The organism is Vreelandella sp. ssv, assembly GCF_059448525.1.
The window spans coordinates 3,844,772-3,861,269 of sequence record NZ_CM182545.1 but is presented as its reverse complement, the minus strand read 5'-3'; the positions used below and the strand labels follow the sequence as shown (position 1 = coordinate 3,861,269).

12 protein-coding genes and 1 pseudogene are annotated in these 16,498 nt (G+C 54.4%); 10 read left to right on the top strand and 3 right to left on the bottom strand.

Annotated elements, in window-relative coordinates; translation table 11 throughout:
- Positions 1–256: 256 nt before the first annotated feature.
- Entirely contained in the window at positions 257–484 is a 228-nt protein-coding gene (locus tag AC5TBW_RS17590; protein ID WP_495509800.1) for a helix-turn-helix domain-containing protein, read from the bottom strand.
- Positions 485–525: 41 nt separating this feature from the next.
- Between AC5TBW_RS17590 and AC5TBW_RS17585 the strand changes: the two are divergent.
- Both AC5TBW_RS17585 and AC5TBW_RS17580 read left to right on the top strand, forming a co-directional pair.
- Positions 526–627, top strand: a pseudogene (locus AC5TBW_RS17585) (short chain dehydrogenase); the annotation flags it as partial.
- Between the two features lie 238 nt (positions 628–865).
- Positions 866–1,522, top strand: coding sequence for a phasin family protein (locus tag AC5TBW_RS17580; RefSeq protein ID WP_495509799.1), 657 nt, complete (start codon positions 866–868; stop codon positions 1,520–1,522).
- Between the two features lie 63 nt (positions 1,523–1,585).
- Here the strand turns inward: AC5TBW_RS17580 and mapR are convergent, their stop codons facing one another.
- On the bottom strand, positions 1,586–2,995 hold the full coding sequence (gene mapR / locus AC5TBW_RS17575; RefSeq protein WP_495509798.1) for a GntR family transcriptional regulator MpaR: 1,410 nt from the start codon (positions 2,993–2,995) through the stop codon (positions 1,586–1,588).
- Positions 2,996–3,207: 212 nt separating this feature from the next.
- Here mapR and ccoG point away from each other — a divergent pair, with 212 nt between their 5' ends.
- Together ccoG and AC5TBW_RS17565 are read left to right on the top strand one after the other, a co-directional pair.
- Positions 3,208–4,638, top strand: coding sequence for a cytochrome c oxidase accessory protein CcoG (gene ccoG, locus AC5TBW_RS17570; protein ID WP_495509797.1), 1,431 nt, complete (start codon positions 3,208–3,210; stop codon positions 4,636–4,638).
- Between the two features lie 162 nt (positions 4,639–4,800).
- Complete coding sequence (locus tag AC5TBW_RS17565; protein WP_495509796.1) at positions 4,801–5,475, top strand: hypothetical protein; 675 nt, start codon at positions 4,801–4,803, stop codon at positions 5,473–5,475.
- A 385-nt stretch (positions 5,476–5,860) separates the two neighbouring features.
- On the opposite strand, the gene speB is transcribed toward AC5TBW_RS17565, so the two are convergent.
- Positions 5,861–6,763: an agmatinase gene (gene speB / locus AC5TBW_RS17560; protein ID WP_495511986.1), complete on the bottom strand. Its 903-nt coding sequence runs from the start codon at positions 6,761–6,763 to the stop codon at positions 5,861–5,863.
- Positions 6,764–6,917: 154 nt separating this feature from the next.
- Here speB and AC5TBW_RS17555 point away from each other — a divergent pair, with 154 nt between their 5' ends.
- The 6 genes from AC5TBW_RS17555 to katG all read left to right on the top strand — a co-directional run bounded on the left by AC5TBW_RS17555 (position 6,918) and on the right by katG (position 16,377).
- Positions 6,918–7,841: a LysR family transcriptional regulator gene (locus AC5TBW_RS17555; RefSeq protein ID WP_495509795.1), complete on the top strand. Its 924-nt coding sequence runs from the start codon at positions 6,918–6,920 to the stop codon at positions 7,839–7,841.
- Between the two features lie 190 nt (positions 7,842–8,031).
- On the top strand, positions 8,032–9,603 hold the full coding sequence (locus AC5TBW_RS17550) for a Re/Si-specific NAD(P)(+) transhydrogenase subunit alpha (protein ID WP_495509794.1): 1,572 nt from the start codon (positions 8,032–8,034) through the stop codon (positions 9,601–9,603).
- A 16-nt stretch (positions 9,604–9,619) separates the two neighbouring features.
- Entirely contained in the window at positions 9,620–11,062 is a 1,443-nt protein-coding gene (locus tag AC5TBW_RS17545; protein WP_495509793.1) for an NAD(P)(+) transhydrogenase (Re/Si-specific) subunit beta, read from the top strand.
- A gap of 140 nt (positions 11,063–11,202) precedes the next feature.
- Complete coding sequence (locus AC5TBW_RS17540; RefSeq protein WP_495509792.1) at positions 11,203–12,969, top strand: ABC transporter transmembrane domain-containing protein; 1,767 nt, start codon at positions 11,203–11,205, stop codon at positions 12,967–12,969.
- A 27-nt stretch (positions 12,970–12,996) separates the two neighbouring features.
- On the top strand, positions 12,997–14,001 hold the full coding sequence (locus AC5TBW_RS17535; RefSeq protein WP_495509791.1) for an aldo/keto reductase: 1,005 nt from the start codon (positions 12,997–12,999) through the stop codon (positions 13,999–14,001).
- 222 nt (positions 14,002–14,223) lie between these two features.
- A complete protein-coding gene (katG, locus tag AC5TBW_RS17530; protein ID WP_495509790.1) occupies positions 14,224–16,377 on the top strand; it encodes a catalase/peroxidase HPI in 2,154 nt (717 codons plus the stop codon).
- The last annotated feature ends 121 nt before the right edge of the window (positions 16,378–16,498 follow it).

Below are 16,498 nucleotides of genomic sequence, written 5' to 3'. Positions count from 1 at the left end.
TTGAGAGCAGTGCATACAAGATATCAGAGGTTGCGATACGTTCTAATATATGACGGATATCCGCGATAACTTTAAGACCTACTGCTTGTGCCATCTTAATAAGGTATTCTGTCTAGCTATAAGAATTATTGTAATTTTATTGAGCTTATTAGCTCGGTAAGATGGCATTGGCGTGGCAGAGCAATACCCTTTTCTCGACATTGTGAGAGGCAGAGGCAACACTTGCTGCTCAGGCTTAGCGAGAGGGTTAATGAAGCTACTTTATATTATGCCTTCGATACTCGCTAGGACTTAGGCTATTCCATCTCTTAAATGAAGCCCTAAAGTTAGAAGCGTCAAAAAACCCCAGTAGGTTGGCGATGTCTTCAACTGTAAAGCAATTTAATTCTAAATATTTTTTTGCTAATACATTTCTCACTTCGTCCAGCGTCTCGGAGTATGTGCATCCTTCGGATTTCAATTTGCGTCTGAGGCGGCTATTCAAGAATGGGTCAGTTTAGATTGCAGGCTGTGACCCTCAAATAGCTTGGCCAGGCGGACGATATTGCCCAGAGCGTCGCCTTCATTATTGACAACGATTACTTCACCGGCAGGATTGTTGATTGCGATGGTGGTTTAAGGATGTAGCGAAGATGCTTCTTGGTTGGTCATTAGGTGTTCTGCCGCACGGAAGGATTGGCCGTTTTGGCCTAGGCTTAAAGTGATCATTTAAAAGTTACGTTACGAAAGGAAAAAATTCAGAATATTGAGGTAACGGAGCTTGTTCCTGATCCTGCTGATAAAGGCGAAGCCAGGGCTTCGTTGGGCAATGTCCATTTATCAGTTCAGTGTTGAATTCTTCTGTTACTTAACGTGGAGGTGTTAGATGAGCACTGAAAAGCCTAAGAAAAACAGAGATCATTCTGCCAAGCAAGCAACTAACCGCGCCAAGGACCAGATTGAAAGCTCCACCATCGAGCCATTACGTGCCTATGGGTCACTGGCAACGGATTATTATGAGCAACTGGTTTCAACCCAGTTTGATGCTGTGCGTTCTTTTGCTGATAAAGGTCTGGCTCAATCCCGCGCTTGGTTAGACGTCAGGGACGTCGAAAGCTTCCAGAAAGTGTTGGAAGAGCAGCAGCAAGCCATTCGCGACATGCGCGAGCGCTTGAAGGAAGATGCCATAAAAATCAGTACTCTTAGCCAGGAATATCTGAAAGAAAGCCAACAGCTGGCGATGGAGCGCATGCAAGTCGGCCGTCAACAACTCGAAGAAAATATGCAGCAGGGCAAGGAGCAGATTGAGGACAGCATCCAGCAGGGCAAGGAGCAGATCGAGGAAGGCATGCAGCAGGGCAAGGAGCAGCTAAAGGCCAGCATGAACCAGGGTACGGAGCAGGTTAAGGACAACATGCAGACGGGTCGGGAGCAAGCTAAGGACAACCTGGCGAAGGGTAAGGAAGAAGTAGCAAATACGCAGCAGAAAAGACGCCAACCATCCGTTAAAAGTCATACTTCTTCCAACACACCCAAAAAATAGGGTTGTTATAGTTGCTTTAAGTGGATGTTCAACGGGGGCGTTTTCTAAATGGAAACGCCCCCCTTAAATGAGGGCCAGCAACTTCCCTAGCGTTTCCATGCCGCGCTCGCTGCGTTGTGTCCAACGGTGGCCATAGCTTAAGCGCACGCAGTGGCGAAACTGCTGAGTCGCGGAAAAGATCGGGCCTGGCGCTAAGCTAACACCATGGTCGAGCGCCGTATTGAATAGTCGCAGCGAATCCACCTGCTCGGGAAACTCCACCCATAAAAAGTAGCCGCCCGAAGGGCGGGTAATGCGGGTATTGGCAGGAAAGTAGCGATCCGCTGCTGCCAGCATGCTGCTTTGTTGGGCTTCCAGGGCATGGCGGAGTTTACGCAAATGGCGGTCATAACCGCCGTGCTGCAAATAGTCGCCAATCGCCGCTTGAGCGGGCACAGAAGGTGAGATGGTGGTCATCAGCTTTAGCCGTGAGATGGCCTGAGCATAGCGGCCGCCGGCTACCCAACCCACCCGGTAGCCGGGTGCCAGGCATTTTGAAAAGGAGCTGCAGTGGATGACCAAGCCCTCATCATCGAAGGCTTTGACTGGCGCGGGCGGCGTGCTGCCAAAGTACAGCTCGGCATACACGTCATCCTCAAGCATGGGTACTTGGTGCTGTTTTAATAACCGATAAAGTGCTTGCTTGCGTTCTTTACTCAGGCTGGCGCCGATTGGGTTTTGCAGATGGCTCATAAACCAGCAGGCTTTGATTGGCAGCGTCTCCAGCCGTTCTGCCAACACCTCAAGGTCGATACCCTCCCGTGGGTGCACCGGAATCTCCACCGCGCGTAGTTTCAACCGTTCCAATACCTGCAGGCTGGCATAGAACGCCGGTGACTCAATGGCTACCAGATCCCCCGGCTGAGTCACGCACTGCAAGGCTAGATTAAGCGCCTCCATCGCGCCATTGGTAATCACCAGCTCTTCCATCGGCAGTTGAATGCCTCCCAGCATGTATCGCAGCGCAATCTGCCGACAGAGGTCGGTATGCCCGGTGGTCATATCGGCCACGACCTGCTGGGGCGATAGCGCGCGCAATCCCCGCGTCATGCTGGTGGCCAGACGTGAAAGCGGAAACAGCTCGGGGCTAGGGAAAGCCGAGCCGAAGGGCACCGTTCGGTCATCCTGAAGCGAGCCAAGCACTGAGAACACCAAATCGCTGACTTCCACCTCCGCTGGGTCGGTGGGCTGCAGTGTTACACGGGGTTCCTCCAGCAAACGTCGGGCGTGTTCACGGACAAAGTAGCCCGAGCGCGCCCGCGCGGTGATAAGCCCTTGGTTTTCCAGTAAGTAGTAAGCCTGAAACACCGTAGAAGGACTAATGCCATGATGACGGCTAGCCTGGCGCACCGACGGAATACGCTCCCCGGGGCCAAGCACGCCCTGGCGAATCAGCGTGGCTATCTCATCGGCAAACTGTTCGTAGCGTTTCATGGGATAAACCGTTGGTGCGTTGGGAGATCAACAAGCTCGATTTAAAGCATATCAGATAGAGCAGTGACAGGTAGACAGCACAAACTGATACGGCTTATTTCTCTAAAACTGCGTCTGTTTTGGGTATCTGCTGGAAGGGCATAGTGACGGCTAATAACCGGTGACGCCCCACGATCGTATAGATCTCCACTACCTCTTTTCTGGATATCGGTATGGCGCAACGCATTCCACTGCAAGACCTGACTACCGAGACGGCGGTTGAACATCATACGCCCCCACCCAGCTCTTCTAATTCTCAGTCTCCTAAGCCGGGGCATATTTATGTGCGAGAAATAGGCGGCTTTTTTCAGCGCATTCGGCGTTATTCCAACTGGCTACTGATGGCGCTCTATTTTGGCTTGCCTTGGATTAATTGGGGTGATCGACCACTGGTGTGGTTTGACCTTTCTGCTCAGGAGTTCCACTTATTTGCAGCGACGTTTTATCCACAGGACTTTATCTTACTTACCTGGATTTTGGTGTTGTGTGCCTTCGGGTTGTTTTTGATTACGGTCGTGGCGGGGCGCGTGTGGTGCGGTTACAGCTGCCCGCAAAGCGTGTGGACGTTTCTGTTTATCTGGTTTGAGCATCGCTTGGAAGGGCCACGGTACCGTCGCATTCGGCGTGATAAAGCGCCAGGTAGACTGGATACGCTATGGCGCAAAAGCATCAAGCATGCAGCTTGGCTACTGATTGCGCTGGCAACCGGGGTGGCCTTTGTCGGTTACTTCACACCGATAAGAGCGTTAGTGGTGGAAATGTTCACCCAGGACGCACACCCCTTGGCACTGTTTTGGATCGGTTTTTTTACCCTGTTTACCTACTTGAATGCCGGTTGGCTCCGCCATCAGGTATGTCTGCATATGTGTCCCTATGCGCGCTTCCAGTCAGCCATGTTCGATGCTAATACGCTGATTGTTTCCTACGACGCGGCCCGCGGAGAGCCGCGCCGCGACCCTTCTCAAAAGGGCGTTGAGGCAACTCGAACCGGTGACTGTATCGACTGCGAACTCTGCGTTCAGGTATGCCCCACCGGTATCGATATTCGTGATGGACTGCAGTATGAGTGTATTGGCTGTGCGGCGTGTATCGATGCCTGCAACAGCGTTATGGCTCGGATCGATAAACCGCTTGGCCTGATTCGTTACACCACTGAGCGTGCTCTGGAAGGTAAAACGACCCGTTTCTGGCGCCCTCAGCTGTTGGCTTATACGGCGGCGTTATTGTCCATGGTGGTGCTTTTAGTCAGCTTCTTGAGCGCTCGGGTACCTATTGATGTAGAGATTGCCCGCGATCGTCAGACGCTGTTTGAAAGTACCGCCGAGGGCCGCATTATCAATTACTACAACGTGACGCTACGCAACCAAGATGACCAGCCCCATCGCTATGCGGTAACGGCTACGGGGCTGCCAGGGCTTCGTCTGCAGGGAGTGGAGACCATCGAGGTGGCATCGTTTGAAACGCGCAACCTACGTCTCGCTATGACGACAGATGCCGCTGATCTGGCACAGCCAAGCCAGCCCATTGAGCTGCGGTTTACCGCATTGGATGATCCTTCCATAATGAACATCAGTGAAACACGCTTTTTAGGGCCCTCTAAGTAGTGGTGGCTCCTCCGTGATGCAATAAATGGCGTCAACGTCTGGTAACCAGATGGTCTGATCTGCCTTATTTATCGCTGTCTGATCCTGTACAGAAGAACAATATATCGTCATAGTCATTAGGTAGTTTGAAAGCTAACGATATTGCTTGAGGGAAATCTGAAAATGCTGATGTTTATGTTGTTTCTTACAATTTTTGTGGGCGTTACGATCGCTCTGTATCAAGTATATGAGACACACTTCAATATCAATTTTGGCAATGATAAAAAGCTGTCAGCTGCTGACCAACGTTGCTTAGAGAATCTTTCAGCGAGGGCAAAAAATCTAACGGACAAGAGTTCTTACTCAAATTTTGATGAGATGGTTAACAAGACCTTCGGTCCTGAGTTTGACTCGAATATTGTGCTGGCAGCTTTTGCCAAAGAGTCGGAGGGTACATATGCGATTCCCTTATTGCGACGCAAAGATCGTCTGCGTTTTAACGGCGCTAAAAATGGCATTCATAGAGGTGATGTGAGTGTTCGCCATCTGCCGTTCTGGAAAACACCGCTGCCCAGCGTGAATGTTCGTGGGTTTTTAATGACACTGATTATATTAAATTGTTTTTTGATTCAGTTGTTGGGGGCCATGAGTATTTATACCCTCAATTATGAAGTTTCGAGCTCCTTACTGATTTGGCTCAACAATCCATTGGTAGTGGCGCTGGTTATTTATACGCTGATCTTTATTACCTATGTTATTTCAAAGTTTGATATGTATATGCATGATCTTTATCAGCTTGGGAAGTTATTTGATTGTAGAGCCGTAGGGCAGAGTAGTTTAACGCTGAACGAAACGTAATATACGGCCTGACTTAGCACGGCTTGACTTAGCCAGGTAGCGGGACCTATCTGCACGGTGAAGGATACTGTCTTTTGTTGGGTCAACCTCAGCAAAGCTGGAGACGCTGCAGGTGATGGGAGATTCTGAAGGTGCCCCGCTTCGGTTTTAAACGTATGCTCTGCCAGTGCAGCGATCGTCACTGCGGCTTCTGATAAACACGCATGATATCAATCGCTTGGTAGGGTCGCTGATGAATGCATCCACGATTAATCATTGCGTCATTCCTGTCCATTTATAAATAAAAAGCCCCTCAGCAGCTTCACCGTGATGCGGATCAACTGATCGGGGCCCAGGTACGTTTAACCTTAACTAAACGTTAAATTAAACACTACGCCTCTAACCATCAAATGTACTTAGATGCCCCCAGCGTGTACAAAAACTCAAGCCCTAACGTCGCAGCGGCGAGCGAAGTAATGTCACCATGATCGTAGGCGGGATTCACTTCCACCACGTCCATACCAACTAACTCCATGCCCACCATGCCGCGAATGACCTTCAGCATCAGGTCGGTAGACATACCACCGCAGACCGGGGTGCCTGTGCCGGGGGCGTAGGCGGGGTCCAGACCATCAATGTCCAGGCTGACGTAAGCAGGATGATGGCCCACCTTGGCGCGAATACGCTCCAGTACAGCGGCTGCACCGTGGTCGTTGACCCAGTCCGCATCCAGCACTTCATAAGGATGATTGTGGCGGTCGTAGCTGGTGCGAATACCAATTTGCAGCGAGTGCTCGGGCACTACCAATCCCTCTTTCAGGGCGTGGTGAAAAATGGTGCCGTGGTCAAAGCGCGTGCCCTGCTCGTAGGTATCGGTATGGGCATCAAAATGGATCAGCGCCAGCGGGCCGTGTTGGCGTGCGTGGGCACGCAACAGCGGCAAACTGATGTAATGGTCGCCGCCCAGGGTAAGCATCTTTTTGCCCGCGCTTAACCAACGGTTGGCGTGGTTTTCCAGGTTATCGACCAAACTTTCTGGTTCGCCATAAGCGTAATCAACGTTGCCAGCATCACATACCTTGAGGCGCTCTTCTAAGGCGAAGTCCCATGGCCAGCGCTTGCCTTCCCAGATTAAATTGGCGGTACTTTGACGGATCGCATTTGGCCCCATGCGGGTGCCCGCACGGCCAGAACACGCTAGGTCAAAGGGAACGCCACTCACCACCACTTCAGCATCGGTCGTCTTTGGATCCGTTGCTTTCTCTACACCCATAAAGGTAGAAATCATATCGCCATAAAGGCTAGGCATGGTCTGAGTTAGTGGGTGGATCACCGTGGTATGTCTCCTTGCGTGCTGGTTAATCGCTGGCAGGTGCGAATGGCGCAGACGATAAGGAATAATTGGTGATAAATTAAATGAATGTTTAGAATTTAATCATTCTTATTGTGAATGATGGTGACTCATGCGCTCGCTACGCCATTTCGATCTAAATCTGCTGTTGGTTTTCGAGGCACTGATGCGCGAACGCCACGTAACCCGAGCGGCAGAAAGGCTCTTTTTAAGCCAGCCAGCCTTGAGCCATGCGCTCAAGCGCTTGCGCGAGTCGCTGGATGACCCACTATTCATTCGTACCGAAAACGGCATGCAGCCAACGCCCCGCGCCCAGGCGCTGCAGCCTGTGGTACAGCAGGCGCTGACACTGCTGCGTGAGGGGTTGGCGCCACCCGCTATGTTTTCACCTGCCAAGAGCACACGCCGCTTTACCCTGGCCACCACCGATTATTTTGAAGAGGTAATGTACCCTCCTTTTCTTAGCCAACTACTGGCCTACGCACCGGGCATTAGCTTTTCCATCGAGCTGATTACTCCCGACGTTTTAAGCGAGGGGTTAGAGCAGCGCCATGTGGATATGGTCGTGGGGCTGGATAGCCAGAGTGCGCTACCCAACGGTGTCATTCAGACCCCTTGGATGGATGAGGAATTAGTCTGCCTGGCCGCTAGCCATAATGAGCGCGTAGGCGAAGCACTGGATATTGAGCAGTTTGCCCGAGAGCTCCATGTGGAACTGGCCGATATCAGCGGCCTACTGCCCAGTAACATCGATAGTTGTTTAGTTCAGCATTGCTTAACCCGGCGAGTGATCTCTAAAAACCTTAATTATATCGCTGCAGCGCGGGTAGTGGCGCTAACCGAGGCGATCATGACGCTGCCACGCCAAATGGCTGAGCGGTTCGTTGCGATGCTACCGGTACGCTTGGTGGAGCCACCAAAGGAGCTACCAACGCTGAAAATGACGTTGATTCAGCATGGTCTGTATGCCAACGATCCTGCCAACGTGTGGCTCTACCGGGTACTTGCTGAGTTTGCTAACGAGTTTAGACGTTAGGCTAGCCGTCATGCACACTAGCCTATGTTGTAATTAAACAACCCTGTTGTATCAAAGGTTGAATAGTATCTGGCAGCCACCCCGTTAGATCCTAGACTGCTATGAAGGCGTTATCATAGACGCCGCTAAAGGTGCGGTGCCCGTTGAGCAAATGTGGCACTGCAATAAGGTTAAGCAAGGGAGAAAGCGAGTGAAAATAGGCGCACCAAAAGAGAGTGCCCAGGGGGAAGCGCGTGTCGCGCTGACCCCTGAGAGCGCTAAGCAGATCCAAAAACTGGGCCACGAGTGTTTGGTAGAAAGCGGCGCTGGCCTTGCGGCGGGCTTTAATGACGACACTTACCGTGATGCGGGCGTTACCGTCGTAGAGGGAACTGACGCACTCTGGAACGACGCTGAGGTGGTCATTAAAGTCCGCGAGCCCTCTGATCAAGAGGCCGAGCGGCTGCGTGAAGGTCAAACGCTGATTTCCTTCTTCTGGCCAGCGCAAAACGAAACGCTGCTGGAGAAGTGCAAGGCCCAGGGTGCCACCGTGATTGCCATGGATATGGTGCCGCGTATCTCGCGAGCGCAGAAGATGGACGCACTCTCCTCCATGGCCAATATCGCCGGTTACCGTGCGGTCATTGAGGCGGGCAACAACTTTGGCCGCTTCTTCACCGGTCAGGTAACCGCCGCGGGTAAAGTACCCCCAGCCAAAGTGCTGGTGATTGGTGCTGGCGTGGCCGGTTTGGCGGCGATCGGTACTGCCACCAGCCTGGGCGCCGTAGTGCGGGCCTTTGACGTGCGCCCCGAGGTTTCCGAGCAAATCGAATCCATGGGCGCGGAGTTTCTGTTTCTCGATTTCGAAGATAGCCAGGACGGTTCCGAAAGCGGCGGCTACGCCTCGCCTTCAAGCCCAGAATTCCGCGAAAAGCAGCTTGAGTGCTTCCGCGAACAGGCGCCGGACGTGGATATCGTGATTACCACCGCGCTGATTCCCGGCAAACCTGCGCCCAAGCTGTGGCTGGAAGATATGGTCGCGGCGATGAAGCCGGGCTCGGTGATTATTGATTTGGCCGCCGAGAAGGGCGGTAACTGCGACCTGACCAAGCCTGATGAGCGCGTGGTATCGGATAATGGCGTAGTGGTCATCGGCTATACTGATTTTCCTTCGCGCATGGCCACGCAATCATCGCTGCTCTACGCCACCAATATCCGTCACATGTTGACTGACCTGACACCCGACAAAGAGGGTGTGATCAATCACAATATGGACGACGACGTGATTCGTGGCGCCACGGTGACGCATCAGGGCGAAATTACCTTCCCGCCGCCGCCGCCCAAAGTGAAAGCGATTGGCGCATCAAAACCCAAGAAGAAAGAGAAAGAACCCACGCCGGAAGAGAAAAAGGCCACTGAGCTCGCCGCCTTCAAAGCGCAAACCAAGCGCCAGGTGAGCCTATTGGCTGTTGGCGGCGTGTTGATGCTGCTGCTGGGCCAAGTGGCCCCGGCGTCCTTTATGCAGCATTTCATTGTCTTTGTTCTGGCCTGCTTTATCGGCTTCCAGGTGATTTGGAAAGTGAGCCACTCGCTGCATACACCGCTAATGGCGGTAACCAATGCGATCTCGGGCATTATTATTTTGGGGGCGATTCTGCAGATTGGCTCCGGCAGCGTAGTGGTAGGCGTGCTGGCGGCGATCTCGGTGCTTATCGCGTCAATCAATATCGTGGGTGGCTTCCTGGTGACACGCCGGATGCTGGCCATGTTCCAAAAATCCTAAGCGGCGGAGAGACGATATGTTAGGTCAAGGATTCGTATCTGCCGCGGCAATCGCGGCGAGCGTACTGTTTATTCTGTCGCTAGGCGGCTTGAGTAACCAAGAGAAAGCCAAGCGAGCCGTATGGTACGGCATTGTGGGCATGGCGGTGGCAGTGTTCTTCACAGCCCTCGGCCCAGGCATCGGCGGCTACTGGTGGCTGATACCGATGATGTTGATCGGCGCTGGCATTGGCGCCTACGTGGCGGGCAAGGTCGAAATGACCGAAATGCCTCAGCTTGTGGCGGCATTACACAGCTTTGTGGGGTTGGCCGCCGTACTGGTGGCTTGGAGCGCTGATTTAGAGCGCCGCCGGGTCATGGCCGCGCGCGCCGCTGAGGCGTCGATGGATCAGTTTTCCGCTTTTGCGGCGCTGGTCGCCACCAAAGCCCCCGACGAGCTGATGTTCCTGCAGGTTGAGGTGGTGCTAGGTATCTTTATTGGCGCAGTCACCTTCACCGGCTCGGTGGTCGCCTTTGGTAAGCTGGCGGGTAAAGTGGATGGTAAGCCTCGTCAGTTGCCAGGCGGGCATATGCTCAATGCGGGGGCGGCAGTGCTGTCACTGCTACTGGCTATTCTCTACCTGAACGGTGCTGGCTTCTGGACGCTGTTGGTGCTCGCGGCGCTGGCGTTCTTTATCGGCTATCACCTGATAATGGGCATTGGCGGTGCCGATATGCCGGTGGTGGTCTCCATGCTCAACAGCTACTCTGGCTGGGCAGCGGCCGCTATCGGCTTTACGCTCTCCAATGATTTGCTGATTGTCACCGGTGCGCTGGTAGGTTCATCGGGTGCGATTCTCTCTTACATCATGTGTAAAGCGATGAACCGCAACTTCATCAACGTCATTTTGGGCGGCTTTGGCGGCAGTCAAGGGCCAGCGGCCGAGATCGAAGGTGAGCAGGTGGCGATTGACGCCGGTGGCGTGGCCAGTGCTTTGAACGATGCCGATAGCGTCATCATCGTCCCGGGCTACGGCATGGCAGTGGCCCAGGCGCAAAGCGCGGTGAGCGACCTGGTGCGTAAACTGCGCGCTGCGGGTAAAAATGTACGCTTTGGTATTCACCCGGTGGCGGGACGCTTGCCAGGGCATATGAACGTGCTCTTGGCGGAAGCCAAGGTGCCTTACGACATTGTGTTGGAAATGGATGAAATCAACGACGATTTCGCCACCACCGACGTGGTGATCGTGATTGGTTCCAACGACATCGTGAACCCCGCGGCTGAGGAAGACCCCAATAGCCCTATCGCCGGTATGCCGGTATTGAAGGTATGGGAAGCCAAGCAGGTGTTTGTCAGCAAACGCGGCCAGGGTACCGGTTACTCGGGTATCGAAAACCCGCTGTTCTTCAAAGACAACACGCGCATGTTCTACGGCGATGCCCGGGATAGCCTGAATACACTGCTACCGCTGATTGATTAAGCCTAGCCCAGGTAGCAACAAACTAACCTATTAATTAGGTGCTGAGCCCGCGATCATTCGCGGGCTTTTTTGTTTCGGTGCATGTCGCCAACACTCCTGCTATGGTCTGATACCGCCTTCTCTGTTGAGCACTCGCTACTATGAATCCACGCCCCAATCCCTGGGTGCTGCTGCGCTTGCTGGGCCTATTGCGGCCTTACCGGTTACGTCTAGCCCTGGCTGGCCTGGCGCTGTTATTGGCCTCGGGCAGTGTGCTGCTGTTGGGTAACGGATTGCGCTTGGTTATCGATCGCGGTTTTCTAGCCGCCGATGAGCAAGCATTAGCCCAAGCGTTGGTGCTGATGCTGGTAGTGGTCACGGTGCTGGCGCTTGCTTCTGCGCTGCGTTATTACCAGGTGACATGGATTGGCGAGCGTTTGGCTGCTGACTTACGCCAACGGGTGTTCGATCATTTGCTCACCCTGGAACCCAGCTTTTTCGAGAGCGCAAGCTCCGGCCGCGCCGCGGGGGAAATTGCCTCTCGGCTGACCGCGGACACCAGTGTGCTGCAAAGCCTGTTTGGCTCTTCGGTTTCGCTAGCGCTGCGTAATCTGGTCATGCTGGTAGGCGCCGTGGTGCTAATGCTGGTGACTCAGCCGTGGCTCTCGGCGATGGTGTTGATCGGTATCCCCGCCACGCTGTTGCCCATCGTATGGTATGGCCGCCGGGTACGGCGACTTTCGCGCACCAGTCAGGATCGCGTGGCCGAACTTGGTCGTTATGCTGAGGAGGCACTGAGCGGCATACGAACCCTCCAGGCGTTTACCCATGAAGCGGCGGATAAAACCCACTACGGTCAGCGAGTAGAGCAGGCATTCGGCAGCGCCGTGGAGCGCACCCAGCAGCGCGCCTGGTTGACCGGTATCGCCATGCTGGTGGTGTTTACCGCGGTTGGCTTAATGCTCTGGCAGGGCGGACAAGCGGTGCTAGACGGCACCATGAGTGCGGGCGAACTCTCGGCGTTTATTTTCTATGCTGTGCTGGCGGCGGGGGCGATCGCTACCTTGGCTGAAGTGGCGGGAGATGTGCAGCGCGCTGCTGGGGCGGCGGAGCGTTTATTGGAACTGCTCGATACTCAACCTGTTATCCAGTCGCCCGCGAATCCGCATAGCCTGCCAAGCCCTTCTCGTGGTGAGATTACCCTGGAGAACGTCACGTTTACCTACCCCGGCCGGGAAACCCCAGCGCTTGAAGGGTTTGATCTGCATATTAAGCCGGGAGAACGGGTAGCGGTGGTGGGGCCTTCGGGGGCAGGTAAAAGCACCCTCTTGGCGTTATTGCTGCGCTTTTATGATCCTAGCCAAGGGCATATCAGCCTTGATGGCAGTGATATCCGCACCTTAGAGCTTGCTGCCTTACGCAGTGCCATGGGGCTGGTGGCGCAAGAGCCGGTGCTGTTTAGCGGCACGGTGGCCGAGAATCTTCGCTATGGAGACCCCGAGGCTGATATCGATAGATTACACATTGCTGCCCAGGACGCCAGCGCCCTCGACTTTATCGATGCGCTGCCACAAGGTTTTGATACACCGCTTGGCCCCGGTGGGGTGCAGCTCTCCGGTGGCCAGCGCCAGCGGCTCGCTATTGCCCGGGCGTTGCTTAAGAATCCCGCCGTGCTGCTGTTGGATGAAGCCACCAGCGCGCTGGATGCGGAGAGCGAGCGGTTGGTGCAGCAGGCGCTGGACAGACTGATGGTGGGGCGCACCAGCATCGTGATCGCCCACCGGCTGGCGACGGTGATCGCCGCTGACCGTTTGCTGGTGCTTGATGGTGGAAAGCTAATCGCAGCGGGCACCCATGACGAATTAATCACTACCAGCCCGCTTTATCGTCATTTAGCCGCGTTGCAGTTTGGTGGTGAAACGTTATAAAACGAATCTTTAAAGACGGGATTTTCTATGTCGAATTTTTTCCAACGCCTTAACGCTGTCAATGCTCCTTCGATTGGTCTGGGCTGTATGAACCTCTCTCACGGTTATGGCAGCATCGTGCCTGAAAGCGCGGCCTTACGAGCGCTGGATGAGGCCTTTGATATGGGCTATCGCCACTTTGACACCGCCACCCTGTATGGGGCCACGGCCAATGAGAAAGTGGTCGGGCGCGCCTTGGAGGGCAAGCGGCACCAGCTGTTTCTAGCCAGTAAATGCGGCATGGCGATGGACCCTGAGACAGGCAAACGGGTGATTGACGGCCGCCCGGCAACCCTGCGCAAACAGTGCGAAGCAAGCCTTGCGCGCCTGTGTACCGACCATTTGGATCTCTACTACCTGCACCGCCTGGATCGCCAGGTCCCCATCGAAGAGAGCGTCGGCGCACTAGGGCGCCTGATGGAAGAGGGCAAAATTGGTGGCGTGGGGTTGTCGGAAATCTCTGCACTAACGTTGCGCCGTGCGGCAACTGAATACCCTATCGCAGCCGTGCAGTCGGAATACTCGCTGTGGACGCGCAACCCTGAAATCGCCCTGATCGATGCGTGCCGAGAGGTGGGCGCGGCCATGGTTGCGTTTAGCCCTCTGGGGCGAGGCTTCTTAACCGGCGCCATTCAAGACCCAGCGCGTCTTGAAGACGGCGATATGCGCCGTCACATGCCGCGCTTCAGCGCCGAAAATTACCCACATAATATAAAATTATTTGAACGCCTTGCGGCGATGGCACAGGTCTTAAGCGTGACGCCTGGGCAGCTGTCACTGGCCTGGTTGAAGGCCAAAGGCGATGACATTATCCCCATTCCGGGTACACGCTCACCTGACCACATGCGGGAAAACTTGGCGGCGGAAACGCTGCGCCTGGATGTCACCACAATGCAGCAGTTGGATGCCATCATGACGCCAGACCAAGTCGCGGGGGCGCGCTACAGCGAGGCGCAGCAGGCGGATATCGACACCGAGGAGTTCACCCGTTAGTAGCGATAAGTAGCTTGATGGGAAAAAACTATTAGAGCGGTCATAAAAAGCAAATTGTGCCTATGACGGATCTGCTTTAAAACAGTACCCATTGAGTGAAGCGTCCTTTTCCTGCATAGCAGGCAAAGCAATAGCACTAAGGTAAGGGCGCTCACCATCAGTTGACTTGGTAGCTGCTACGATAAATGCAACCAAGACAAAAGCAATAAGGGGAGAGAGCTAATGAGTGGTAAATGTCCTGTAATGCACGGTGGTAATACCTCCACAGGCACGTCTAACAAAGACTGGTGGCCGGAAGGGATCAACCTGGATATCTTGCACCAGCAAGACCGCAAATCAAACCCGATGGACGCAGATTTTGACTATCGGGAAGAGGTCAGAAAGCTCGATTTTGACGCGCTCAAGCAAGATGTTCACGCGCTGATGACGGATAGCCAGTCGTGGTGGCCAGCTGATTGGGGTCACTACGGCGGTCTTATGATCCGCATGGCATGGCACTCTGCTGGCACCTACCGTCTTGCTGACGGTCGTGGCGGCGGTGGTACCGGCAGTCAGCGCTTTGCACCACTCAACTCCTGGCCGGATAACGTCAGCCTTGATAAGGCGCGTCGTCTACTGTGGCCGATCAAGAAGAAGTACGGCAACAAAATTAGCTGGGCGGACTTGATGATTCTGGCCGGCACCGTTGCTTATGAATCTATGGGGCTTCCTGCTTACGGATTCTCGTTTGGCCGTAAGGATATCTGGGAACCCGAAAAAGACATTTATTGGGGCGATGAGAAGGAGTGGTTAGCACCTTCCGACGAGCGCTATGGCGATGTTGAAAAGCCTGAAACCATGGAGAATCCGCTTGCTGCGGTTCAGATGGGGCTTATCTACGTTAACCCTGAAGGCGTTAACGGCGTGCCTGACCCGCTGAAGACAGGTCAGCAGATTCGCGAAACCTTCGCCCGTATGGCAATGAACGATGAAGAGACCGCTGCCCTGACTGCCGGTGGACACACCGTGGGTAAGTGCCACGGTAACGGTGACGCGGCAGCGCTGGCAGCTGAGCCAGAAGCCTCTGACGTTGAAAACCAGGGCTTTGGCTGGGGCAACCCGTCCATGGGTGGTAAAGCTAGCAATGCCGTGACATCGGGCATTGAAGGCGCCTGGACCACTCACCCTACCAAGTTCGACATGGGCTATTTCGACCTGCTGTTTGGACACGAGTGGGAACTGCGCAAAAGCCCCGCAGGCGCTCACCAGTGGGAGCCCATCAACATTAAGGAAGAGGAGAAGCCGGTTGACGCCAGCGACCCCTCTATTCGCCACAATCCGATCATGACCGATGCGGATATGGCCATGAAGATGGATCCGACCTACCGCGCCATTTGTGAAAAATTCATGGCGGATCCGGAGTACTTCAAGCAGACCTTCGCCAAGGCGTGGTTCAAGCTGACCCACCGTGACCTAGGCCCGAAAGCGCGCTACATCGGCCCGGAAGTGCCCGCTGAAGACTTGATCTGGCAGGATCCTATTCCGGCTGGCAGCACCGACTACAGCGAAGAAGTGGTTAAGCAGAAAATCGCCGAAGCCGGTTTGAGCATCAGCGACATGGTCAGCACTGCGTGGGACAGCGCGCGCACTTACCGCGGCTCTGATATGCGCGGCGGTGCCAATGGTGCACGCATTCGTTTGGCGCCCCAGAAGGATTGGGAAGGCAACGAGCCTGCGCGTCTCGCCAGCGTATTAGCCGTGTACGAGAAGATTGCTGCCGACACCGGCGCTAGCCTTGCCGACGTCATCGTTCTGGCCGGCAGTGTTGCGATCGAAAAAGCCGCTAAAGCTGCAGGTTATGACGTTCGCGTGCCTTTCCTGAAAGGCCGTGGCGACGCTTCTGCCGAGATGACCGACGGCGAATCCTTCGAGCCGCTAGAGCCGCTGGCTGACGGTTTCCGTAACTGGCAGAAGAAAGACTACGTCGTGAAGCCGGAAGAGCTGCTGCTGGATCGCGCGCAGTTGATGGGGCTGACAGGGCCGGAAATGGTCGTGTTACTCGGCGGCATGCGTGTGCTGGGCACCAACTATGGCGGTACCAAGCATGGCGTATTCACTGACCGTGAAGGCCAGTTGACCAACGACTTCTTCGTCAACCTGACCGATATGGGCAACACCTGGAAGCCGGTGAGTAAAAACACCTACGAAATCCGTGATCGTCAAACGGATGCCGTTAAGTGGACCGCTTCTCGCGTTGACCTGGTGTTCGGTTCCAACTCGCTACTGCGTTCCTATGCGGAAGTCTACGCCCAGGACGATAACGACGAGAAATTCGTCAAAGACTTCGTCGCTGCCTGGACGAAAGTGATGAACGCGGACCGCTTTGACGTCGCGTAACCAACACTAAGCGTTACGTCTCTACCCAAACCCGCATCGAAAGATGCGGGTTTTTTGTTACTTGCTGATAGGGTGACCATCGCTTGCTGAACAGCATGGTGTTTTAGAAGCGGGAGTTTTC

Coding starts and splice junctions, on each gene's coding strand:
- AC5TBW_RS17580 (WP_495509799.1), top strand. CDS start 866: ATGAGCACTGAAAAGCCTAAGAAAAACAGAGATCATTCTGCCAAGCAA.
- mapR (WP_495509798.1), bottom strand. CDS start 2,995: ATGAAACGCTACGAACAGTTTGCCGATGAGATAGCCACGCTGATTCGC.
- ccoG (WP_495509797.1), top strand. CDS start 3,208: ATGGCGCAACGCATTCCACTGCAAGACCTGACTACCGAGACGGCGGTT.
- AC5TBW_RS17565 (WP_495509796.1), top strand. CDS start 4,801: ATGCTGATGTTTATGTTGTTTCTTACAATTTTTGTGGGCGTTACGATC.
- speB (WP_495511986.1), bottom strand. CDS start 6,763: ATGCCTAGCCTTTATGGCGATATGATTTCTACCTTTATGGGTGTAGAG.
- AC5TBW_RS17555 (WP_495509795.1), top strand. CDS start 6,918: ATGCGCTCGCTACGCCATTTCGATCTAAATCTGCTGTTGGTTTTCGAG.
- AC5TBW_RS17545 (WP_495509793.1), top strand. CDS start 9,620: ATGTTAGGTCAAGGATTCGTATCTGCCGCGGCAATCGCGGCGAGCGTA.
- AC5TBW_RS17540 (WP_495509792.1), top strand. CDS start 11,203: ATGAATCCACGCCCCAATCCCTGGGTGCTGCTGCGCTTGCTGGGCCTA.
- AC5TBW_RS17535 (WP_495509791.1), top strand. CDS start 12,997: ATGTCGAATTTTTTCCAACGCCTTAACGCTGTCAATGCTCCTTCGATT.
- katG (WP_495509790.1), top strand. CDS start 14,224: ATGAGTGGTAAATGTCCTGTAATGCACGGTGGTAATACCTCCACAGGC.